The sequence below is a fragment of the Marinimicrobium sp. C6131 genome (genome assembly GCF_026153455.1).
Taxonomy (GTDB): Bacteria; Pseudomonadota; Gammaproteobacteria; order Pseudomonadales; family Cellvibrionaceae; genus Marinimicrobium.
In genome coordinates this window covers 370973-390391 of the sequence record NZ_CP110629.1, presented here as the reverse complement: position 1 = coordinate 390391, position 19419 = coordinate 370973, and the positions used below count along the sequence as shown (strand labels likewise).

Here is a 19419-nt window from a genome sequence, read left to right as displayed (position 1 = left end):
ATTAAACGTCGAAGGGGAGAAAATGGTGGGTCGTGCTGGATTCGAACCAGCGACCAATTGGTTAAAAGCCAACTGCTCTACCAACTGAGCTAACGACCCAAAACTGGCGAGATGATGCCTGGCGGCATCCGGATTTTCGAAGATGGTGGGTCGTGCTGGATTCGAACCAGCGACCAATTGGTTAAAAGCCAACTGCTCTACCAACTGAGCTAACGACCCAAAGAGGCGCGTATGATAAAGATTCGGACAAAAAAAACAAGCGCTTTTGAAAGAAAAAGGCAAAAAAACGCCAAACAAACCAACAGCTTAACCCGGCTTCCCGGCTTACTCCGCCCGGTAGCGGGTCGGATCCGGAACCCCGGCCTCCTCAAACCCGGCGCGCCGCAACCGGCAACTGTCGCAGCGCCCGCAGGCTTCGCCGGCCTCGTTGGCCTGATAACAGGACACCGTCAGCGCGTAATCCACACCCAATGCCTGGCCCTGGCGGATGATCTCGCCCTTTGACCAGCGCATCAACGGTGCCCGGATATGCAGCTTCTGCCCTTCCACGCCGGACCTGGTGGCCAGGTTCGCCATGGTTTCGTAAGCCGCTACGTACTCCGGTCGGCAGTCCGGGTAACCCGAATAATCCACCGCATTGACGCCAATAAAGATGTCATTGGCGCCCAGCACCTCGGCCCAGCCGAGCGCAATGGACAGGAAGATGGTGTTGCGCGCGGGCACATAAGTGACCGGGATGCCCTCTCCCTCGGCTTCCGGCACCGCGATGGACTCGTCGGTCAGCGCGGAGCCGCCGATGCTCTGCAGATCCAGCCGGACCACTTTATGCTCCAGGCTACCCAGAGCGTGCGCGGTACGCTCGGCGGCGAGCAGTTCGGCCCGGTGACGCTGGCCATAGTCGAAGCTGATGGTGTAACAGTCGTAGCCCTCGCTGCGGGCGATGGCCAGTGCCGTGGTGGAGTCGAGGCCACCGGAGACCAGAATGACCGCTTTCGGGTTCGCCATGATGGCTGCTCCTCAATCAGTACCCCGGGGCGTCGCCCCAGAGCAGCTTGTGAATCTGGATCTGGAAACGCACCGGCAGGTTGTCCTCGACAATCCAGTCGGCCAACTGGCGCGGTTCGAGCTGCCCGAAGCTCGGGGAGAACAGGACATCATCGACCCGCTCGGCCAGGCGGTACTCATCCAGCTTGAACTTGGCCCATTCATAATCGCCCCGGCTACACAGCACGAACTTCACCTGGTCGTGGGGCTGCAGCAGGGGGATGTTCTCCCAGCGGTTTTTGTCGAGCTCCCCGGAGTCCGGCGTTTTCAGATCCATCACCCGACTGACCCTCGTGTCCACCTCATCCAGCGGCATGGCGCCACTGGTTTCCAGGGATACCGAGTAACCGGCATCACACAGCTGTGTGAGCAGCGGCAGGCAGTTCGGCTGGGCCAGGGGCTCACCGCCGGTCACACAGACGTATTGGGGCCGGTAACCGGCCACCTGTTCCAGGATGCTTGCCAGGCTCAGGCGCTCGCCGCCGTGAAAGGCGTACTCGGAATCGCAGTACTGACAGCGCAGGGGGCAACCGGTCAGGCGCACAAACACCGTCGGGCGCCCCAGGGTCCGGGCCTCGCCCTGCAGGGAGTAAAAGATTTCGGTAATGCGGAGACTGTCGTCGGTCATGAACTTCCGGGCCGGTGGCGCTGACGGGGGCTTTAACAGCGGGCAGTTTACCCAAAGGCCGCTACAGATGCGAGCCCGCCGGGTTTGCCGCCCCGGCGGCAGGCTGGTATTCTTGTTGATTGGCCCGATTTTCCTGCCGCGAGTGTTATGAAACCCACCAAGACCAAACGTGAAATCCGCGCCGAGCTCGACCAACAGCTGGAAGAGTATTTGCGCTCCGGCGGCAAGGTGAAGGAAGTGCCGCGCGGCCTGAGTGGTCGCATCGATCCGAAAGGGCCGCTCACCCCGCTGTTCACACCCCGCGCCAGCGAAAACCCCCTCGCCGGACGGACGCCGATGACCGAAGTGGTCGCCGCGGTGGAATCCCGCAAGCATCCCATCCCCGCGCCCAAGCGTCCCAAACCCAAGCGCCCCCGAAAGAAAGTGATTCTGGACGATTTCGGGCAGCCGGTCCGCTGGGAATGGGTCGAAGACTGACCTATCTACCCCTCATACGCGCGTCCCACTTCCCACCTTGCGGCTTTCAGGTCCCACTTTGCGCCCATCTCTTGTCACTCTGACCATCTGCCGTAACAATTGCCCGACGGAAACCGATCCGGTCATGCCATAACAAGAGAGATACCGAATGAATACAAAAGCGCTTCTGCTGCTGAGCGGCCTTCTGGCGTTGAGCGCCTGCGGTCCAACCGACACTACCGAGCCATCCACCGACACCCGAGCCGTCCCCGCGACCCTCAAACAGGACGAGCGCGGCCACTACTCGATTTATCGGGAAGGTGAACCCTATTTCATCAAAGGTGCGGGCGGCACCAGTCGCCTGGAGCAGTTGGCCGAGGCGGGTGCCAACTCGGTACGCACCTGGGACACCGATAACGCCGAACGCATTCTCGACGAAGCCCAGGCCCACGGCCTGACGGTCATGCTGGGGCTGCGCATGGGCAAAGAACGCCACGGCTTTGATTACAGTGACGAAGAGGCGGTGAAAGCACAGAAAGCGCAAATCCGGGAGCAGGTACTGCGCTACAAAGACCACCCCGCCCTGCTCACCTGGGGCATCGGCAACGAGCTGGACCTGTTCTACACCGACACCAACGTCTGGTACGCGGTGGAAGACATCGCCCGGATGATTCGGGAGCTGGACCCCCACCACCTGATCACCACCGTGACCGCCGGCATTGATCAGGAAAAGTCCGACCTGATCCAGGAGCGGGTACCCAGCATTGATTACCTGAGCATCAACACCTACGGCGAACTCGACACCCTGCCCCAGAAGGTACGGGACGTCGGCTGGCCGGGCGCCTACGCCGTCACCGAATGGGGCCCCACCGGGCACTGGGAAATTGCCAACACCGCCTGGGGTGTCCCCATCGAGCAGACCAGCACCGAAAAGGCTGCCGCCTACCGGCAGCGCTATGAATCCGCCATTCTCGCTGACGAGGAAAAAGGGCTGGGCTCCTACGCCTTCCTGTGGGGGCAAAAACAGGAAACCACACCCACCTGGTACGGCCTGTTCCTGGAGTCCGGCCACGCCACCGAAGTGGTCGATACCATGCACCACCTGTGGAGCGGCGAATGGCCCGAACACCGCGCGCCGAGCATCCAGTCCTTTCGGATCGACGATCAGACGGCGTATGACAGCATTTACCTTCAGCCGGGTGAAACCTACGAGGTCACCCTGGAGGCCACGCATCCGGACAACGAACCCTTCAGCATCCGTTGGGAGCTCCTGCCGGAGAGCACCGACATCAAATCCGGTGGCGACCGGGAGGACCGGCCGGAGAGCGTTCCGGGCCTGATCGTGGAAGACCAGGGCAACGGCACCATGCGTTTCACTGCCCCGGACACACGTGGTCCCTACCGGCTGTTCGCCTACGTGACCACGGAGCACAACCGGGCCGCGGCCGCCAACGTGCCCTTCTTTGTCGGTAGCGCCGAAGACCACGCAACCGAATAAAACCCGCAGACCTGTCCGGCCACAAGCCCCTGTGGCCGGACCTTGCCAGCACGTTAAGAGCTTGTTGTGCCTCGCTTACTGGCAATAAACAGCCCCACGCCACCCAGGATGGCAATAGAACACACAGCCAACCTCAGCGTCACCGGCTCCGATAAAACGATCACGCCGCCGACCGCCGCCAGGGCCGGCACACTCAGCTGGATCGTGGCCGCCGTCGTGGCCCTTAGATGGGGCAGCGCCATATACCAGATCGCATACCCCAGGCCAGAGGCCAACGCCCCCGACGCCACCGCGTAAAGCGCCCCAAGGGGCGCGATCTCCACGCTTGAGTAAAACAACACACTCAGTACCACGGCCATCGGCACCGCACGAATGAAGTTTCCCGCCGTTTCATGGGTCGGATCACCGAGGCCGCGCCCGCGCAGGGAATACACACCCCAAGCGACACCAGCCCCGAGCATCAATAGCGCCCCTGACAGCGGCGGCGCCTCTACCCCCGGCAACAGCAACGCCACCAGACCAGCCACCGCCGCCAGGACACCGAGGATCTGAAGGCCATTAAGACGCTCGCCAGACCAGATTCCAACACCGATCATGGTGGCCTGCACTGCACCGAACAACACTAACGCGCCCGTGGCGGCGGACAGATCAAGGTAGGCAAATGAGAAGCCCGCCGCGTAGGCAAACAGCGCAAACGCCGACAGCCAGCTTCCCCCAACAGTACGCGGCTTACGCCGATAGCTCACCAAGGCAGCAAGGGTGGCCGCCCCCGATACAAGGCGAATGGTTGTGAAACTGGCGGCATCAATTTCACCGGAGGCCAGGGCAACCCGGCAGAGCAGGGAATTGCCGGCGAAGGCCACCATGGCGAGCAGGGAGATGAAGAAGAGTCGAGTGTTGGGCATAGAGCACGATTACCGGCAGTCAACCTGTGTGGATCAAGGTTACCACCAAAACGTTGCAGCACCTCGCGTAAGGGGCTGGCCTGGAGCGTCAACCGTCATCCTGTCTGGATTGACGCAGCTGCCATGTGTACCTATACTAAAAAATATACACATTGCGAAGGTTAAAATCATGCGGACCAATATTGAAATTGACGACAAACTGATGAGCGATGCGCTTAAAGTCACGGGCTTGAAAACCAAGAAAGAGGCCGTAGAGCAAGGACTTAAGGCCTTGATTAAACTGAAAAAACAGGAGGGCATCAAGCGCTTCAGAGGCAAGCTGGAGTGGTCGGGCGACCTGGACGACATGAGGCACGCTTCGTGATCCTTGTGGATTCCAGCGTCTGGATTGACTACTTCATCGGTAACGACTCCGCAGAAGCCGATTTTCTCGACCGCACGTTGGGCAATCGTGCCGTTGCCATTGGCGACTTGATACTCACGGAAATACTTCAAGGGTTTCGGCACGAAAAGGACTATAAAGTTGCCAAGAATCTGCTGGAAGAACTTACGGTATTTGAGCTTCTCGGGAAAAAGATGGCGATAAAGAGCGCGGATAATTTCCGAAAGCTCCGCAAGAAAGGTATAACGATACGGAAAACCGCGGACGTCATCATTGCTTCGTACTGTATTGAGCACAACCTCCCTTTATTGTTCTCAGATAAAGATTTCCTACCTTTCGTAGAGCACTTGGGCTTGCGCAACGCGGCACACACATAACTTGTAGTAGTCGAGGCTAAGGAATACGACTGTAAGCATTTTCTATTTCAAGAATCATACGGCCATATTTTCTTAACACCTCATCACTTGTACACTGGAACTGCAATCCAAATTTTTTCAAATGAATCAAGTAAGATCTGTACCCGGCCAACTTGTTTCTAGCCTGCACTCTTGCCATATATTCTCGCCTTTTGGAGGATAATGTTTTCCCCGGAAACTTCGTCTCAATTTTGTATCCAAACACTTTTTTCAAAGAAGAATGACAAGCAGCGGGAGACCTATTAACTAAATATACAAACTTACATATCACATCTAACTTTTTCTTTGAAACTCTAATTTCGCTAGGTTTGCTATCAAAAACTGTATGCCCTCCATACTGAAGAACATAACCATTTATAGAAATCGTGTTCTTTGCCTTTATTGTTTTACTACTGTTTATCTTCAATCCACCGACTGACAAAAGAACTCTCAACTCCTTTTCAAAAAAATCAGAGAATATAACATTATCGCCCATAGCGGATGAAAAAAGCATGTCATCCGCATATCTCGTATAGCGAATATTTCGCTGAGAGCAAAACTTCTGAATCAAAATGTCGATTTGCCTAAAATAAATATTGCTAATCGCTGGGGACGTTTTAAACCCAACAGGAAGTATACGTCTACCAGCGACATTTCTATCATTCGCCCCTTCTGGAACCCTATAAGTTACAATCTCTATAACAGCATCAAGCAAAGTTTGTTTACTTGACTTTTCCACATAGTCATCTGAGAAGTAGGAAGACAAGACCTCCCTTAACCGATCTATACAAATACTATGAAAAAAATTTCTAATATCGAAACGCGCAAAATTATAGCTCCCAAGATGGGGCTCCAGAAAGTTTAGATAACAGAAGTTCTTCCTGAACGCCTTAGCAGCATCATTCAGCTCCACTCTAGATAAAAATTTATCATAAAGAATTGACTGTAGCTTATGCTTATAAGAAAGGGGTGACAATGAAAAAAAAGAACCTTTTAAGGATGGAATTTCAACAACTTCGAGCTCAGACGTAGGGCCCAACCCCAAATCAGGGCCCTTCCCTCCGGAACGAATTATGATGTCAAAAAATTTTTTAGGTCCGACAGGCTTCATAAATTAGTAGTTGCTTCGGTCGTGATACAATGAACAGCTCCACACGGAAGTGTAACGTTGAGCACATGTTGACTGCAACGATGCGAGCAGAGTCAAGCAGTTCCTGGGGCTAGTTGCGACCAGCGCAAACCCAAGGGCCCCCAATGGCTATCACGACCGAAGCGACCTCAAAATATCATAAAAATCTTTAAAATAAAACCGAAATTTATCATAAAACTCAGACTTATCTTTAGTCCTTTCTAACAGAGAACTTATTGAGTAATCCAAAAATAACGTTACCCAACCTCCAGTTTTCTGAAGCATAAAAGATAAAGGAGAGAGTACATTTTTAAGCTCATCAAACTTGTCTCGAAAATCTTTAGCTACAAATGATCCATACGAAGAACTCTTTAAAGAGATAAGAGACTCAGACTTACCGCCAACCAATAACCGTAATGCTGTTGCACACTCTTTTCTAGTCTCAAAAGACTTACACAGATTAACCACCAAAATAATGTACTGTCTTTTGATAAACTTGGTGAATTCGTCATCCTCAACTAACTCCCCATCCCCACCAAAAGCAATATTAAAAACTTTAACAATCGATTGGACACCCTCTTTATGATATATTTTTCTTGCTGGAATAATCCTATTTTTTCTAGGGACAAAATTAGAACTCACATGAAATTTTAACCAACCAAGAAGAAGTCGCAAAGAATATTCAGACACAAGAATATGCTCCACTGTTGTCCTAGTAAACTTAAATCTACAAGAATCAGTGAAAAATTTATTTGTTCTGTTCAGCATTTCGTCATAACTTGATCCCGAAACTGAATCAACTACCAGACCGTTACTCCCGAACTTAACCTCTCCGCCAGAGAAATCCCTCTTCAACCCTGATAAATCGATGTTTCTACCGTATTCTTCAGAGCCATAATACGAATACATATATTTTTTCTCAAGAGCCTTTAAGTCCGCCACCTCATTCCGAAAATTTATTTTTTTGTTCTTGCAATCAAAACTGAATATTTTATCCAGATCATACAACACTAAAAACGGAACTGAAGCGCTAGAATAGCTCGGGTTTAGAGCACCCAATGTTACCGAATTAAACTTGTATACATCTATATTGGCACAAAAAGGAAATACCTTTTTTAGCATCAAATTGCTAAATATTTCAATCTCCGTCTCTCCCTCAACAAAAAGTATAAACTTAGAGAAAAATAATCTTGCCTCATTATCGCTAAATATATTAACGAACCTTCTGTCAGAATACCTGGAGACCATTTCCTTAGACCTTGTACATCCAGAACCACTCTTCCAAAAATGAAAAACTTTCTGATCATCCTTGAATAGAACTATTACTTTCTTAATTATATTTGGAGAGTGTGTAGCAAAAAAAATTGTCGGATACGGAGTAGCGTATCTTCCCAACTCCCTATCGACTTTTGTTTTTTTAAACTTGTAATATACCTTAGATAAATTCTCGATCAACTCTTCATTTAATTTTGGATGAAGTCCGATTTCAGGCTCATCAATAAATACGACTGGATTAACATAATCCCTTCTTGTTAGAGAAATAATTAAATCAAGAAAAAGGTAAATATAGCCATATGAGTTCGTCCCATCAGATTGCATATTCAACGGCATTCCATCTATGATGAACTCCTGCCCATCAAGACCAGCCTTTACAAAGTTCAATAATTTCTCTCGATAATCGTAGCTTGATGTATTAACCGATGATTGTATTATTTGGATGTATTCCTTATATGCGCCACTCTTGCTAGAGAGCATATTATCAAAAAAATCTCTTATTTCTTCTAGATTAACTTTCTCAGTTCCAAAAGATCTGAGCCTGCTAACCACGTACCACAAATCATCCCAGTTGTGGAGACTCATGTGTCTCGAGGAGACATAAAAAAAAGGAAATAGATAGTATATTATCTTCCTAAGTTGATCATTTTTTATAGACCATACGACAGATCTATTAGAACTAACTTTTAAAGTTAGTTCTAATTGGTGATCCAACGATACACCTCTTGCCACCAACAAAGGGTCTTCATCTCTTAAAACGTTATATATATGCCTGAAAAACTTGTTTTCTCTATTCTTTTCCGCAGTAACGATTCTTGCAATTCTTTCTAAATCAAACTTTAGAGAAACTTCCCCAAAAGAACTGTAGTTAGAATTAAGAGAGGGAGGAGGATGCATCTCGCCCCCTAAGCACTGATAGAAAAATGTTAATAGTTTCAAAAAATTTGACTTACCAACATTATTTTCACCAACAATGCAATTAATGTCACTGAGTCTTCGTATCGTTACATGCTCAAACGACAAAAGATTTTTGACTTCAACAGAGACTAAAGACATCTTAAGCCCTTAAATTATTATTTAACATCCTGGAAACATTCAGCTCGCCCTGCTGCAAAGCAGCAGGGCTTATGCTTATTATACTAGCTCGTATCGGTCCATAATATCCCGAACCAGCCCGCTGCGCACAATATCGGCTCGTTCGAATTGATGGATATACACATTGGGTAGATCACCGAGCCGGTTCACGGCATCCGCCAGGCCGTTGTGTCCGCGAATATCGCTTTGTTCGATATCCCCGTTGATGACCACTTTGCAGCCTTCGCCGATGCGGGTCAGGAACATCTTCATCTGTGCGGGTGAGGTGTTCTGGGCTTCATCGAGAATGACGAAGGTTCGGTTGTTGAAGGTTTTACCGCGCATAAACGCGAGGGGCGCGGCGACGATTCGACCGTGGCGCAGGCAGTAGTCTACGGTACCGGCGCCGAGTCGTTCGGCGAGGATTTCGCGAAACGCGTCGATGTAAACCGAGAACTTTTCATCCAGGGCGCCGGGCAGGAAGCCCAGTTGTTCCCCCGCTTCCACGGCGGGCCGCGTGAGGATGATCCGCTCAATTCGCCCGGACTCCAGCGCTTCGGCGGCAATGGCACCGGCGCAGTAGCTCTTGCCCGTACCGGCGGGGCCGATACCGAAGGTCAGATGGTAGCGCTGGATAGCGTCGATGTAGTCTTGCTGGGCGGTGGTGTAGGCGGTGAGGGGTTTGTTGGCGCGGGGTGGAGCGTAAGCGGTCTGCAGTTGTCGGGAGGCATTGATTTCGACGATGTTGCCGTTGGGGGGTGCCCGGTGTCGGCCGCGGTCGTCTTGGTGGAACCGCTCTTCAGCGGCGTGGTTCTGATGTCTTTTGCGCTTCGCGTGAGATCGTTTCGCCATGGATAAATCCCCATCAGGTTCCAGGTGAACAGGGACAACTCGGGCTGGCAACGCTACGGATGGCCAAGGGCCCGGCCCTGTAAGACTCAAAAGGTAACGCGATTTTCGGGGTGACAGAGGCGCCCCGACATGTTCTGTTGGCAGGCTCCTCCTCTTGGCAGGTGGGTGACAAACGCACTGGTGAATCAGCGCTTACCAAAAATAGTAGGTGCTTTTTATCGAAGGGTCAATGCTTTTGATGCAGCGAACCGGAAAAGACAAAGCGGGAGGGGGATTTTGCCGGGCGCGTCGGGCGCCCGGCAAAAGGGTTTTACATGGATGACACGATGGAGATCATAACGCCCGCGGCCACGGCGGAACCGATCACCCCGGCGACGTTCGGCCCCATGGCGTGCATGAGCAGGTAGTTGTGAGGATCGGACTCGAGCCCGATTTTGTTGGACACCCGCGCAGCCATGGGCACGGCGGATACACCGGCGGAACCGATCAGCGGGTTGATCTTGTGGCGGACAAACAGGTTCATGAACTTGGCCACCAGAACCCCCATTGCCGTACCGATGGCAAAGGCAACGATACCCAGCAGCAGGATGCCCAGCGTTTTGGTATCCAGGAAGGCGGAAGCGGCCAGTTTGGAGCCCACGGCCAGGCCCAGGAAAATGGTGGTGATGTTGATCAGGGCATTCTGGGCGGTATCGCTCAGACGCTCCACCACGCCACATTCGCGCATCAGGTTACCGAAGCAGAACATACCCAGCAGCGGCGCGGCCGAGGGCAGGAACAGGGCCACGAGAATCAGCAGAATCACCGGGAAGGCAATCTTCTCCAGACGGCTGACCGGGCGCAGTTGCTCCATTTTGATCTTCCGCTCGGACTCGCTGGTCAGCGCGCGCATGATCGGCGGCTGGATCAGGGGCACCAGTGCCATGTAGGAGTAGGCCGCGACGGCAATGGCACCCAGCAGATCCGGCGCCAGGATGCTGGACACATAGATGGCCGTCGGACCGTCCGCGCCACCGATGATCCCGATCGCGGCGGCATCGGCAATGGAGAAATCCATCAGGCCCATGACCGACAGGCCCACCGCGCCCATTACGGTGGCAAAAATGCCGAACTGGGCGGCGGCGCCGAGGAACAGGGTCTTTGGATTGGCCAGTAGCGGACCGAAGTCGGTCATGGCCCCCACGCCCATAAAGATGACCAGCGGCGCAACACCCGAACCAATCGCCACTTCATAGAAGTTGTAGATCATGCCGTTGGTGTAGCCGTAATCCAGGGCCACCTTGTGCGCGGCCGCCAGCTCGGAAGCCGAGGCGGTTTTGTACAGCGCGAGCAGTTCTTCCGCCGAGGTGCTGGCGGCGACGCCAAAGACTTCGGCCAGATCCGCGAGCACTTTCACGCCGCCCACATCAATGGCCTGCTGGGTGGCCGACATGGCGAGCCCCGCACCGGGGATGTTGGCCATGATGCAGCCAAAGCCGATCGGCACCAGCAGCAGCGGCTCAAATCCTTTGCGGATGGCCAGGAAAAGCAGCAAGAGCCCCACCAGAATCATGGTGAAGGTGCCCCACTCCATCTGGTAAATGCCCGATTCCTGCCACAATCGAATAAAGTTCTGCATAAAACGTTCTCAACAGTGTTGCTGGAAGTAGTGGTCCAGGCGGTTCGCGATTACGCCAGATCCAGAAGCGGATCGCCGGATGTCACCGCGTCTCCGGCCTGCACATGCACACTGGTCACAGTGCCGGTACGGGGAGCGGCCACTTCGGATTCCATCTTCATGGCTTCCAGAATCAGCAGGGTATCGCCCTCTTCCACCTGGTCACCGGGCTTGACCATGATTTTCACAATGTTGCCGCCCAGCGGCGCCGGAACCGGCTCGCCGTCTCCGGCGGGTGCGGCCTCTGCGCCACCGCTGGTGGCGCTGCCGCCCACCGGGGCCAGACCGGTCACATCGCCACCATCGCTGACGGTGACGGTGTACTTCTGGCCTTCCACGTCGACGGTGTACACTTCTTCGCCACTGTCGGTGGTCACCGCGCTGCCTTCTTTACCGGTCGGTGCCGGTTCAAAGGCGTCGGGGTTGCCCCGGTTTTCCAGGAACTTCAGGCCGACCTGAGGGAACAGCGCGTAGGTAAGCACATCATCAATACGCCCTTCACCCTCGGTGAGGCGGATGCCTTTCTCTTTGGCCGCTTCTTCCAGTTCTTTGGCCAGGCGGTCCATTTCCGGCTCCAGCTTATCCGCCGGGCGACAGGTGATCGGCTCACCACCGTTCAGGACGCGCTGTTGCAGCTCTTTGTTGACCTCGGCCGGCGTAGCGCCGTACTCGCCCTTGAGCACACCTTCGGTTTCTTTGGTGATGGTTTTGTAGCGCTCACCGGTGAGCACGTTCATCACCGCCTGGGTGCCAACAATCTGTGAAGTCGGGGTCACCAGCGGGATGTAACCCAGGTCCTTGCGCACGCGGGGAATTTCTTCCAGCACCGCGTCGAATTTGTCTTCCGCGTTCTGCTCACGCAGCTGATTTTCCATGTTGGTCAGCATGCCGCCGGGCACCTGAGCAATCAGGATGCGCGAGTCGACGCCCTTGAGGGAGCCTTCGAACTTGGCGTATTTGCGGCGTACATCGCGGAAGTAGGAGGCGATTTCTTCGAGCAGTTCCAGGTTAAGCCCGGTATCCCGATCGGTGCCTTCCAGGATGGACACCATGGTCTCCGTGGGGCTGTGTCCGTAGGTCATGGACATGGAGGAAATGGCGGTATCGATATTGTCGATGCCCGCCTCCACGCACTTGAGGTTGGTGGCGTGGGCCAGGCCGGTGGTGGCATGGCTTTGCATGTGAATCGGGATGGAGCAGCTTTCCTTCAGGCGGGTCACCAGCTCGTAACCCACATAAGGCTTGAGCAGGCCGGCCATGTCTTTGATGGCGATGGAGTCAGCGCCCATATCTTCGATGCGCTTGGCCAGATCCACCCACAACTCGATGTCGTGCACCGGGCTGATGGTATAGGAGATGGTGCCCTGAGCGTGCTTGCCCTGCTTCTTGACCGCTTTCATGGCGGTTTCGATATTGCGCATGTCGTTCATGGCATCGAACACGCGGAACACGTCCACGCCATTGGTGGCGGCGCGCTCGACAAACTTGTCGACAACGTCATCGGCGTAGTGGCGATAGCCGAGAATATTCTGCCCGCGCAGCAGCATCTGCATGCGGGTTTTGGGCATGGCCTTTTTGAGCTCGCGAATGCGCTCCCAGGGGTCTTCACCCAGGTAGCGGATACAGGCGTCGAAAGTCGCTCCACCCCAGGTTTCCAGAGACCAGAAACCCACTTGATCCAGTTTCTCGGCAATGGGCAGCATGTCGTCGAGGCGCATCCGGGTGGCCAGCAGGGACTGATGGGCATCCCGCAGTACCAGCTCCGTAATGCCCAACGGCTTTTTAGCATCGCTCATGGCGTTGTACCTTTCTCACAGTTAGCGTTCGCGGAACCATCGGCTATCGGCGACGGGCGCGATGTTGCTCAATGGCGGCCTTGATTGCGGCCAGGGTTTTGTCATCGACCTTGCCCGCGGCGGGGCGGGCGGCGCTGGAGGGTTTGCGGCTGCGGGGTTCCAGAGGCGCTTTGGACTCGGGGAACCAACGGTTGATGCTGCCACTCATAAGCACCATGGCAATCACCAGCAGCGTCAAAAACACCACGACGGAGCCCATGCCATACAGCATCAGGTCTACGCCTTGTTGCATCAGTGTGTCACTCATATCGGGCACCCTGTGTACGATAAGTCATTGGCTACGGCGGAACGGATCCGCACCGCGCCACCCCGGTCCGGTAAAACGAGGCGCGCCAATGTAGCCTGATTCCCAAAATGTGGCAACTGCGTCACATTTTTTGCCCTTGGCGGTGGCTCCAGGAGCTTTTGCCAAGCGCAAAACGGCCGGCCATTTTCTCTTATCTTTCATAAACTTACAACTTATGGCTGCAATTGGGGCGGGAATGGGCCTGCAATGGCGCCCACATGCCGTTAAAATGGCCGCCTTTTTTCACACCGGGAGTTCTGCCCAATCATGCAATTGTTTCTCGCCCCGATGGAGGGCGTCGTCGATTATCAGGTTCGGGACCTGCTCAGCGCGCTGGGCGGGCTGGATGGCTGTGTCACCGAGTTTATCCGGGTAACCGACAGCAGCCTGCCCCGGCGGGTGTTCCTGCGCTACGCCCCGGAGATCGAACAGCATTGCCTGACGCCCAGCGGCACCCCGGTGAAAGTTCAATTGCTGGGTGGGCAACCCGAGCCGGTCGCCCGTAATGCCCAGCGCGCGGTGGCCGCTGGCGCTACGGCCATTGATCTGAATTTCGGTTGCCCGGCCAAAACCGTGAACAAAAGTGATGGCGGAGCCTGCCTGCTGCGCGAACCCGAGCGGGTGCACGCCATTGTGGCCGCCGTGCGCAACGCGCTGCCCGACACCGTGCCGGTCAGTGCCAAGATCCGGCTCGGTTTTGATGACGCCAGCCGCTATCTCGACAACGCCCTGGCGGTTTACGAGGCCGGCGCCAACGAGCTGACCGTACACGCGCGCACCAAACGGGACGGTTACCGACCGCCGGCCTACTGGGAGTACATTGCCCGCATTCGGGAGGCGGTGGCGATGCCGGTGATCGCCAACGGGGAGATCTGGAGCCCGGAGGATTTTGAGCGCTGCCGCGCGGTGACCGGCTGCGACCGGTTTATGCTGGGACGGGGGTTACTGGCGCGGCCAGATCTGGCGCGGGCCATCAAGGCACGGGCGGCCGGGGAAGACTACACCCCCATGCCCTGGCGCGAGGTCTGTCAGATGCTGCACCGGTATTACCGGATGAGCCAACCTCACTGGGGCTCCAAAAACGCCTCCAAGTATTGTGGCAATCGTATCAAGCAGTGGTTGATGTATCTGCAACGCCAGTACCCGGAGGCGGCCACGTTTTTTGAGCAGATCAAACGCGAGCGGGAACCGGCGCGCTTTGAGGCCGCCTTTCGCCAGGCGGCCTGAGCAGACGTTTATCAATCGACCTTGTTGCGCTCCTCCAGACGGGGCTCGGCCACGCTGATAAAGCGCCCCTGTTCATCCAGACCAATGGCCTGGGTGGACCCGTAATCGCCCAGTCGGCGCAACTGATGCCCTTTTTCCTCCAGCGCGGTGCGCAGCGGGGTAATCAGGGTTTTCTCCACGAACAACTGATTGGGCCGCCACTGGTGGTGGATGCGGTCCATTACCAGCGCATCCCCCAGCGGCATGCCCAGGTCGATGTGATTCACCAGCGCCTGCACCACCTGGGTAATGATGGTGGGGCCACCGGCCGCCCCCAGAGTGAGCACCGGTTTGCCATCGCGGGTCACCACTGTCGGGCTCATGCTGGACAGCGGCCGCTTGCCCGGGGCAATGCTGTTGGCTTCCGCCCCCAACAGGCCGTAGGCATTGGGTTCGCCGGGCTGGGCCGAAAAGTCATCCATCTGGTTGTTGAGAATCACCCCGGTGCCCGGCACCACCACCTTGGAGCCGAAGTTGGTATTCACTGTAGCGGTAATGGCCACCCAGTTGCCATCCTGATCCGCCGTGGCGATATGGGTGGTGTGTTTGCCGAACAACTCCTCCCGGGACTTGGGCGGTGTGCTGTGGCCCGTCACCTCGGCCACCGACGTCAATGACAGCCGTTCCCGCAGTTTGTCCGCATAGCGTTCACTGACCAGGCCCTTGGGCACCGCCGCAAAAGCCGGGTCGCCCAGCCAGTAGGCGCGGTCGGCAAAGGCCAGGCGCATGACTTCCGCCAGCAGATGGTAGCGGTCCGCCTCGGACAGCGCATCGACGTCAAACCCTTCGAGAATATTGAGCATCTGGGCCACATGCACGCCGCCGGAGCTGGGCGGCGGGAAGCCGTAAATCCGATAACCTCGATAGTCGCTGACGACCGGCTGGCGGCGCAGCAGCTCATAGTTCGCAAAGTCCTCCCGGGTCACGATGCCACCGTGGTCGGCCATCCAGTCGCCGACAGCTTTGGCAAAGGCCCCGCCGTAAAAGTACTCGGGGCCTTCGCTGGCAATCGCACGATAGGTGCGGGCCAGGTCGGGTTGGCGGATGCGGTGCCCCACCGGCCAGGGCTCACCTTCGGGGGTCAGGAAAATGGCCGCCGAGCCGGGGTACTCCCGCAGGTCCTCCGCGTGGCGCGCCAGGCGGCGGGCAAAAATGCCGTCAATGGCGAAGCCCTCGTCGGCGAGGGTCGCCGCCGCCTCCAGGTGCGTGGCAAAGCGGGCCTTACCGCCCTTTTTCATCATGTAATCGTAGGCGGCCACGGCGCCGGGAATCCCCACCGCGAGCGGGCCTTTTTTGCTCAACTCGGGCCGATAATCGCCATCGCGCACGTACATCGTGCGGTGCGCTTTGCCCGGGGCCATTTCCCGGCCGTCGATGGCCTCCACCCGACCGTCGGCCCAGTGCACCACGGCAAAAATCCCCCCGCCGATGCCGGAGTTGTGGCCGTCCACCACCCCCAGCGTCAAGGCGGCGGCCACGGCGGCGTCGATCGCGTTACCGCCCTCGGCGTAAGCCTTCATGGCCGCCTCGGTGGCTCGCGGCTGAACGGTGGCGACGGCGCCGCGACCATCGGGGGTCACCGCCGCATAATCCTCGGCCCGGACCAGGGCTGCCAACGCGCTGGTGAGCAGTACCGCACTGACCCACAAGCCCTTTTTCAGTGAGCGCTGAAACATAGTGAAATACGAATCCTGTGTTATCCAAAGGGTGATAAAAGCACTGCGAAGACTAGCATTGTCGGCCCGTAAAAACAGCAAACCCCGCGTTGCGCGGGGTTTGTGTTGTGAGGGAGCGGTCACTGTGTCAGAACCAGAAGCTGTCACTGCGCCGTCCTTCGATATTCATTCCACCGATCAATTTGCCTCGGGTAATGACCCGGTGTTGAACCCAGCAAAACTGCAATAAACGGCGCATAAACATCTCCGGTTACGTCTGTCGGTCAATCGCGCAGCCATAAAAAAACCCACCGCCCCCGGGCGTGGTAATCGCCAGGGGGTTGAGGTGGGTTTTTATTCGAATGCGTTGTTGGGTGACATTATACGGAAAGCCCGCAATGCCTGCCACCCACCAGGCTGTTAGCGGCGCTCGCTCAATACCTCCAATGCACCGGAAACGTACACCAGCGGTGCGTTCCAGTTGATGGTGATTTCGTTGGACGCATAGCTGCACCAGTGATCCAGATAGGATTTGGCGGGCTTGTCCGACGGATAAGCGACCGGACAGTCACCGGCGTCCTGTTGACCGCTGTGAGGACCACCGGCCAGGAAGCCCGGAACCGGCGCGGCCACGGCATCGGCCTCGGAGGGGCGGTGATGGATGTGCTGCGGGGTGCGCGCACCAAACCCGGTCACGTAGGAATAGCCGGTGGGATTGCGCCCCAGAACATAATCCATCAGGGACTGTGCCACCTGCAGGTTCTCGGGGTCGTCGCTCAGCTGGTGGGCGGTCAGCATCATCATCGCCATATTCATGGCCACACCGTTGCTGCCCCAGACGAAGTCCTGTGCGCGCATGGGAACACCGGACGCCGATGCCCGCCACTCATCACGCAGGTCTTGCGCCAAACCGGCCACTTTGTCCTTCACCGGCGCCTGCAGCGCCTCGGGCACCTGTTCCAGGTGGTGCGCCATGGACATCCAGGGCTGACCGACGGCGTCGGCCCAACTCGGCACCTCAATGGCGGCCTCGGCCAGGTTGACCTCGTCCCAGTAACGCTCATCACCGGTGGTCAGGGCCAGCTCCACCGCAGCCCAGACAAACTCGTCCGAGAATTCATCATCGCCGTACTCGCCGGTGCGCACATCCTCCGGATTGCGATAGATGACATCGGGATTGGCTTTGGCCCAATCCCAGGCGGCCTTCGCCGCGGCAAGCGCCTGCTCGGAGAAGCCCGGGAATTCGGCCTCATAGTCGGCATATACACGGCTGGCCACCGCCATGGTGGCGGCAAAGTTCAGGGCGGCCGCGGTGCCTTTCTGGACCATATAGCGGGGCTCGGTCGCCTCGTGGGGCATGACCTTGCCGGAGAAGTTCAGGGTGGTCAGTTTATGATACACACCGCCATCATTCGGGTCCTGCATGGTGAGCATCCAGCTCAGGTTCCACATGGACTCATCCAGCAGGTCGGGTACGGCGTTGCCGCTTTCCGGGATGTTCAGGTCACGATCGCGATAGAACGCCGGGAAGTGCTCATAGGCGGCCAGCAGGGTATAGGTGCTGATGCCGGAGTTGACGATGTACTTGTTGTAGTCGCCCGCGTCGTACCAGCCTTTGGGGCTGCTCAACTCGGTGCCTTCCGGACGCACATCAGAGGCCGCCGAGGCGTGAATGGTGACACTGTCGTCAGGGTGGCCCATGGGACGCGCGTAGTCACCGGCGTGCTCGGCGAGCAGCTCCGTGCTGGCACGGTTAAAGTAGTAGGCTTTGATGACGGCATCGTTCAGCTCGCCGTATACCGCGTCGCGAATTTCAAGTGGGGCCGAATCGGCCAGACCATCGACCCGCACCACATAGCGACCGGGCGCTTCGACGTCAGAGAAGTCGGCTAACCGGACCGCCTCGCCCGACACCGGCCAGACTTTTGCCTCTCCCAGTCGACTCTGGTAAACCACCTGGCCGGTGGCGGTATCCACCAACTCAAAGTCCGATGCGGCTCCGGCCGGTACCGCGGCCACTTTGGAGGCGTGCGGGTAGAAGCCAAGCTGATTGACCTGAATGGCTGACGACGCGTCCGGCTCAGTTGGAGTTTCTGTTTGCGCGGGGTCTGACTGGCAGGCGGCCAGTGCGCTGATCAGCGCGGATAGCGCCAGTGTGCGATAGACAGTGTGGGACATGGAAACACCTCACAGGCTTTTATTGGTTATGGTTTGGGTATTGACCGATGCCACAGTCCGGCACAGGCCTTCCGGCCCGTTATGGTTCAAAAGACTGTTAGCGTGCCAAGAATACCCTATTCCACTTCGCCCGTCAGGATCGACTCAGAGGTTTAACACTTTCTTTACAAACGGGATGGTCAGCTTGCGCTGCTCCGCCAGTGAGGCGTGATCCAGTCGCTGCAGGTAGCAGAACAGCTCATTCATGTCCCGGGGCACTCGCTGCAGAATATAGTGGGCCACCTCCTCACTCAGCTCCAGCCCACGGGCGCGCGCCCGGTGACGCAGCGCGTTCTGCTTGTCGTCATCACTCAACGCCTGCACCTGGCAGGTAACGCCCCACTGCAGGCGCGAGCGCAGGTCCGGCAGGGCCACCGGCAGTTCCTGCGGCCCCTGCACGGCCGCCACCAGCAGATGCTTCTGCGCATCGCGCAGACGGTTGAACAGGTGAAAAAGTGCTTCTTCCCAGTCCGGCTTGCCCGCGATCACTTCCAGTCCGTCGAGACAGACCAGATCCAGGTACTCCAGCCCTTCCAGTAATTCATGGGGCGCAAAACCCACCAACTCCCGCAGCGGCAGATACTGAATGCTCAGGCCGGCATCCTGCGCTTCGTGCCCCGCGGCCTGCAACAAGTGGGTGAGCCCAACCCCCGGCTGCCCCCACAGGTAGATGAAGGGCTCCCCATCCCCGGTTGCCTGCTCCTTCAGCAACGCCAGGGTGCGGGCATTGGCCGCCCCTGCCGGAGCATAGAAGTTATCAAAGGTGGCATCGTCGTTAAGACTGACGCTCAATGAAAGCTGTTGAGGCGTGGGCATGGCCTTGATTCATTCTCTTGTTATCGCC

General features: G+C 56.5%; 17 protein-coding genes and 2 tRNA genes. 5 read left to right on the top strand and 14 right to left on the bottom strand.

The window, feature by feature from the left end; all coding sequences use genetic code 11:
- Positions 1-23: 23 nt before the first annotated feature.
- The 4 genes from OOT55_RS01650 to queE all read right to left on the bottom strand — a co-directional run bounded on the left by OOT55_RS01650 (position 24) and on the right by queE (position 1672).
- Positions 24-99: transfer RNA gene (locus OOT55_RS01650), tRNA-Lys, on the bottom strand.
- Positions 100-143: 44 nt separating this feature from the next.
- Positions 144-219, bottom strand: a tRNA-Lys gene (locus tag OOT55_RS01645).
- A gap of 105 nt (positions 220-324) precedes the next feature.
- Positions 325-1005, bottom strand: a complete 681-nt coding sequence (gene queC, locus OOT55_RS01640) for a 7-cyano-7-deazaguanine synthase QueC (RefSeq protein WP_265367426.1) — start codon at positions 1003-1005, stop codon at positions 325-327.
- Between the two features lie 16 nt (positions 1006-1021).
- Complete coding sequence (gene queE, locus OOT55_RS01635; protein ID WP_265367425.1) at positions 1022-1672, bottom strand: 7-carboxy-7-deazaguanine synthase QueE; 651 nt, start codon at positions 1670-1672, stop codon at positions 1022-1024.
- Positions 1673-1819: 147 nt separating this feature from the next.
- On the opposite strand from queE, the gene OOT55_RS01630 reads away from it, so the two are divergent.
- Both OOT55_RS01630 and OOT55_RS01625 read left to right on the top strand, forming a co-directional pair.
- A complete protein-coding gene (locus tag OOT55_RS01630) occupies positions 1820-2149 on the top strand; it encodes a hypothetical protein (protein WP_265367424.1) in 330 nt (109 codons plus the stop codon).
- Between the two features lie 148 nt (positions 2150-2297).
- Positions 2298-3626, top strand: coding sequence for a glycoside hydrolase family 2 TIM barrel-domain containing protein (locus tag OOT55_RS01625; protein ID WP_265367423.1), 1329 nt, complete (start codon positions 2298-2300; stop codon positions 3624-3626).
- Between the two features lie 53 nt (positions 3627-3679).
- Here the strand turns inward: OOT55_RS01625 and OOT55_RS01620 are convergent, their stop codons facing one another.
- A complete protein-coding gene (locus OOT55_RS01620; RefSeq protein WP_265367422.1) occupies positions 3680-4531 on the bottom strand; it encodes a DMT family transporter in 852 nt (283 codons plus the stop codon).
- A 169-nt stretch (positions 4532-4700) separates the two neighbouring features.
- On the opposite strand from OOT55_RS01620, the gene OOT55_RS01615 reads away from it, so the two are divergent.
- Both OOT55_RS01615 and OOT55_RS01610 read left to right on the top strand, forming a co-directional pair.
- Positions 4701-4895 carry a type II toxin-antitoxin system VapB family antitoxin gene (locus OOT55_RS01615; protein WP_265367421.1) on the top strand — a complete coding sequence of 65 codons (195 nt, stop codon included), beginning with the start codon at positions 4701-4703 and terminating at the stop codon, positions 4893-4895.
- Positions 4892-5290 (top strand): PIN domain nuclease, encoded by a 399-nt coding sequence (locus OOT55_RS01610; protein WP_265367420.1) that lies wholly within the window; start codon positions 4892-4894, stop codon positions 5288-5290. Before OOT55_RS01615 ends, OOT55_RS01610 begins: the two co-directional genes overlap by 4 nt.
- 16 nt (positions 5291-5306) lie before the next feature.
- Here the strand turns inward: OOT55_RS01610 and OOT55_RS01605 are convergent, their stop codons facing one another.
- The 6 genes from OOT55_RS01605 to OOT55_RS01580 form a co-directional block, all read right to left on the bottom strand.
- On the bottom strand, positions 5307-6419 hold the full coding sequence (locus OOT55_RS01605) for a reverse transcriptase family protein (protein WP_265367419.1): 1113 nt from the start codon (positions 6417-6419) through the stop codon (positions 5307-5309).
- 150 nt (positions 6420-6569) lie between these two features.
- Complete coding sequence (locus OOT55_RS01600; protein ID WP_265367418.1) at positions 6570-8768, bottom strand: retron Eco8 family effector endonuclease; 2199 nt, start codon at positions 8766-8768, stop codon at positions 6570-6572.
- 78 nt (positions 8769-8846) lie between these two features.
- A complete protein-coding gene (locus OOT55_RS01595; protein WP_265367417.1) occupies positions 8847-9638 on the bottom strand; it encodes a PhoH family protein in 792 nt (263 codons plus the stop codon).
- 310 nt (positions 9639-9948) lie between these two features.
- Positions 9949-11256: a sodium ion-translocating decarboxylase subunit beta gene (locus OOT55_RS01590; RefSeq protein WP_265367416.1), complete on the bottom strand. Its 1308-nt coding sequence runs from the start codon at positions 11254-11256 to the stop codon at positions 9949-9951.
- 50 nt (positions 11257-11306) lie between these two features.
- A complete protein-coding gene (oadA, locus tag OOT55_RS01585; RefSeq protein ID WP_265367415.1) occupies positions 11307-13091 on the bottom strand; it encodes a sodium-extruding oxaloacetate decarboxylase subunit alpha in 1785 nt (594 codons plus the stop codon).
- Between the two features lie 43 nt (positions 13092-13134).
- Positions 13135-13398 carry an OadG family protein gene (locus tag OOT55_RS01580; protein WP_123636830.1) on the bottom strand — a complete coding sequence of 88 codons (264 nt, stop codon included), beginning with the start codon at positions 13396-13398 and terminating at the stop codon, positions 13135-13137.
- 306 nt (positions 13399-13704) lie between these two features.
- On the opposite strand from OOT55_RS01580, the gene OOT55_RS01575 reads away from it, so the two are divergent.
- Positions 13705-14664: a tRNA dihydrouridine synthase gene (locus OOT55_RS01575; protein ID WP_265367414.1), complete on the top strand. Its 960-nt coding sequence runs from the start codon at positions 13705-13707 to the stop codon at positions 14662-14664.
- An 11-nt stretch (positions 14665-14675) separates the two neighbouring features.
- Here the strand turns inward: OOT55_RS01575 and ggt are convergent, their stop codons facing one another.
- From ggt to hda, 3 genes are all read right to left on the bottom strand, one after another.
- On the bottom strand, positions 14676-16379 hold the full coding sequence (gene ggt, locus OOT55_RS01570) for a gamma-glutamyltransferase (protein ID WP_265367413.1): 1704 nt from the start codon (positions 16377-16379) through the stop codon (positions 14676-14678).
- 399 nt (positions 16380-16778) lie between these two features.
- Positions 16779-18536 (bottom strand): glycoside hydrolase family 9 protein, encoded by a 1758-nt coding sequence (locus tag OOT55_RS01565; protein WP_265367412.1) that lies wholly within the window; start codon positions 18534-18536, stop codon positions 16779-16781.
- 144 nt (positions 18537-18680) lie between these two features.
- Positions 18681-19391, bottom strand: coding sequence for a DnaA regulatory inactivator Hda (hda, locus tag OOT55_RS01560; RefSeq protein ID WP_265367411.1), 711 nt, complete (start codon positions 19389-19391; stop codon positions 18681-18683).
- Positions 19392-19419: the final 28 nt, after the last annotated feature.

What these genes read in the sequence shown, in the direction of transcription:
- OOT55_RS01615 (WP_265367421.1), top strand. Translation starts at nt 4,701, where the DNA reads ATGCGGACCAATATTGAAATTGACGACAAACTGATGAGCGATGCGCTT.
- OOT55_RS01590 (WP_265367416.1), bottom strand. Translation starts at nt 11,256, where the DNA reads ATGCAGAACTTTATTCGATTGTGGCAGGAATCGGGCATTTACCAGATG.
- ggt (WP_265367413.1), bottom strand. Translation starts at nt 16,379, where the DNA reads ATGTTTCAGCGCTCACTGAAAAAGGGCTTGTGGGTCAGTGCGGTACTG.
- queE (WP_265367425.1), bottom strand. Translation starts at nt 1,672, where the DNA reads ATGACCGACGACAGTCTCCGCATTACCGAAATCTTTTACTCCCTGCAG.
- oadA (WP_265367415.1), bottom strand. Translation starts at nt 13,091, where the DNA reads ATGAGCGATGCTAAAAAGCCGTTGGGCATTACGGAGCTGGTACTGCGG.
- OOT55_RS01625 (WP_265367423.1), top strand. Translation starts at nt 2,298, where the DNA reads ATGAATACAAAAGCGCTTCTGCTGCTGAGCGGCCTTCTGGCGTTGAGC.
- OOT55_RS01595 (WP_265367417.1), bottom strand. Translation starts at nt 9,638, where the DNA reads ATGGCGAAACGATCTCACGCGAAGCGCAAAAGACATCAGAACCACGCC.
- OOT55_RS01575 (WP_265367414.1), top strand. Translation starts at nt 13,705, where the DNA reads ATGCAATTGTTTCTCGCCCCGATGGAGGGCGTCGTCGATTATCAGGTT.
- OOT55_RS01565 (WP_265367412.1), bottom strand. Translation starts at nt 18,536, where the DNA reads ATGTCCCACACTGTCTATCGCACACTGGCGCTATCCGCGCTGATCAGC.
- OOT55_RS01620 (WP_265367422.1), bottom strand. Translation starts at nt 4,531, where the DNA reads ATGCCCAACACTCGACTCTTCTTCATCTCCCTGCTCGCCATGGTGGCC.
- OOT55_RS01630 (WP_265367424.1), top strand. Translation starts at nt 1,820, where the DNA reads ATGAAACCCACCAAGACCAAACGTGAAATCCGCGCCGAGCTCGACCAA.
- OOT55_RS01580 (WP_123636830.1), bottom strand. Translation starts at nt 13,398, where the DNA reads ATGAGTGACACACTGATGCAACAAGGCGTAGACCTGATGCTGTATGGC.
- OOT55_RS01600 (WP_265367418.1), bottom strand. Translation starts at nt 8,768, where the DNA reads ATGTCTTTAGTCTCTGTTGAAGTCAAAAATCTTTTGTCGTTTGAGCAT.
- queC (WP_265367426.1), bottom strand. Translation starts at nt 1,005, where the DNA reads ATGGCGAACCCGAAAGCGGTCATTCTGGTCTCCGGTGGCCTCGACTCC.
- hda (WP_265367411.1), bottom strand. Translation starts at nt 19,391, where the DNA reads ATGCCCACGCCTCAACAGCTTTCATTGAGCGTCAGTCTTAACGACGAT.
- OOT55_RS01605 (WP_265367419.1), bottom strand. Translation starts at nt 6,419, where the DNA reads ATGAAGCCTGTCGGACCTAAAAAATTTTTTGACATCATAATTCGTTCC.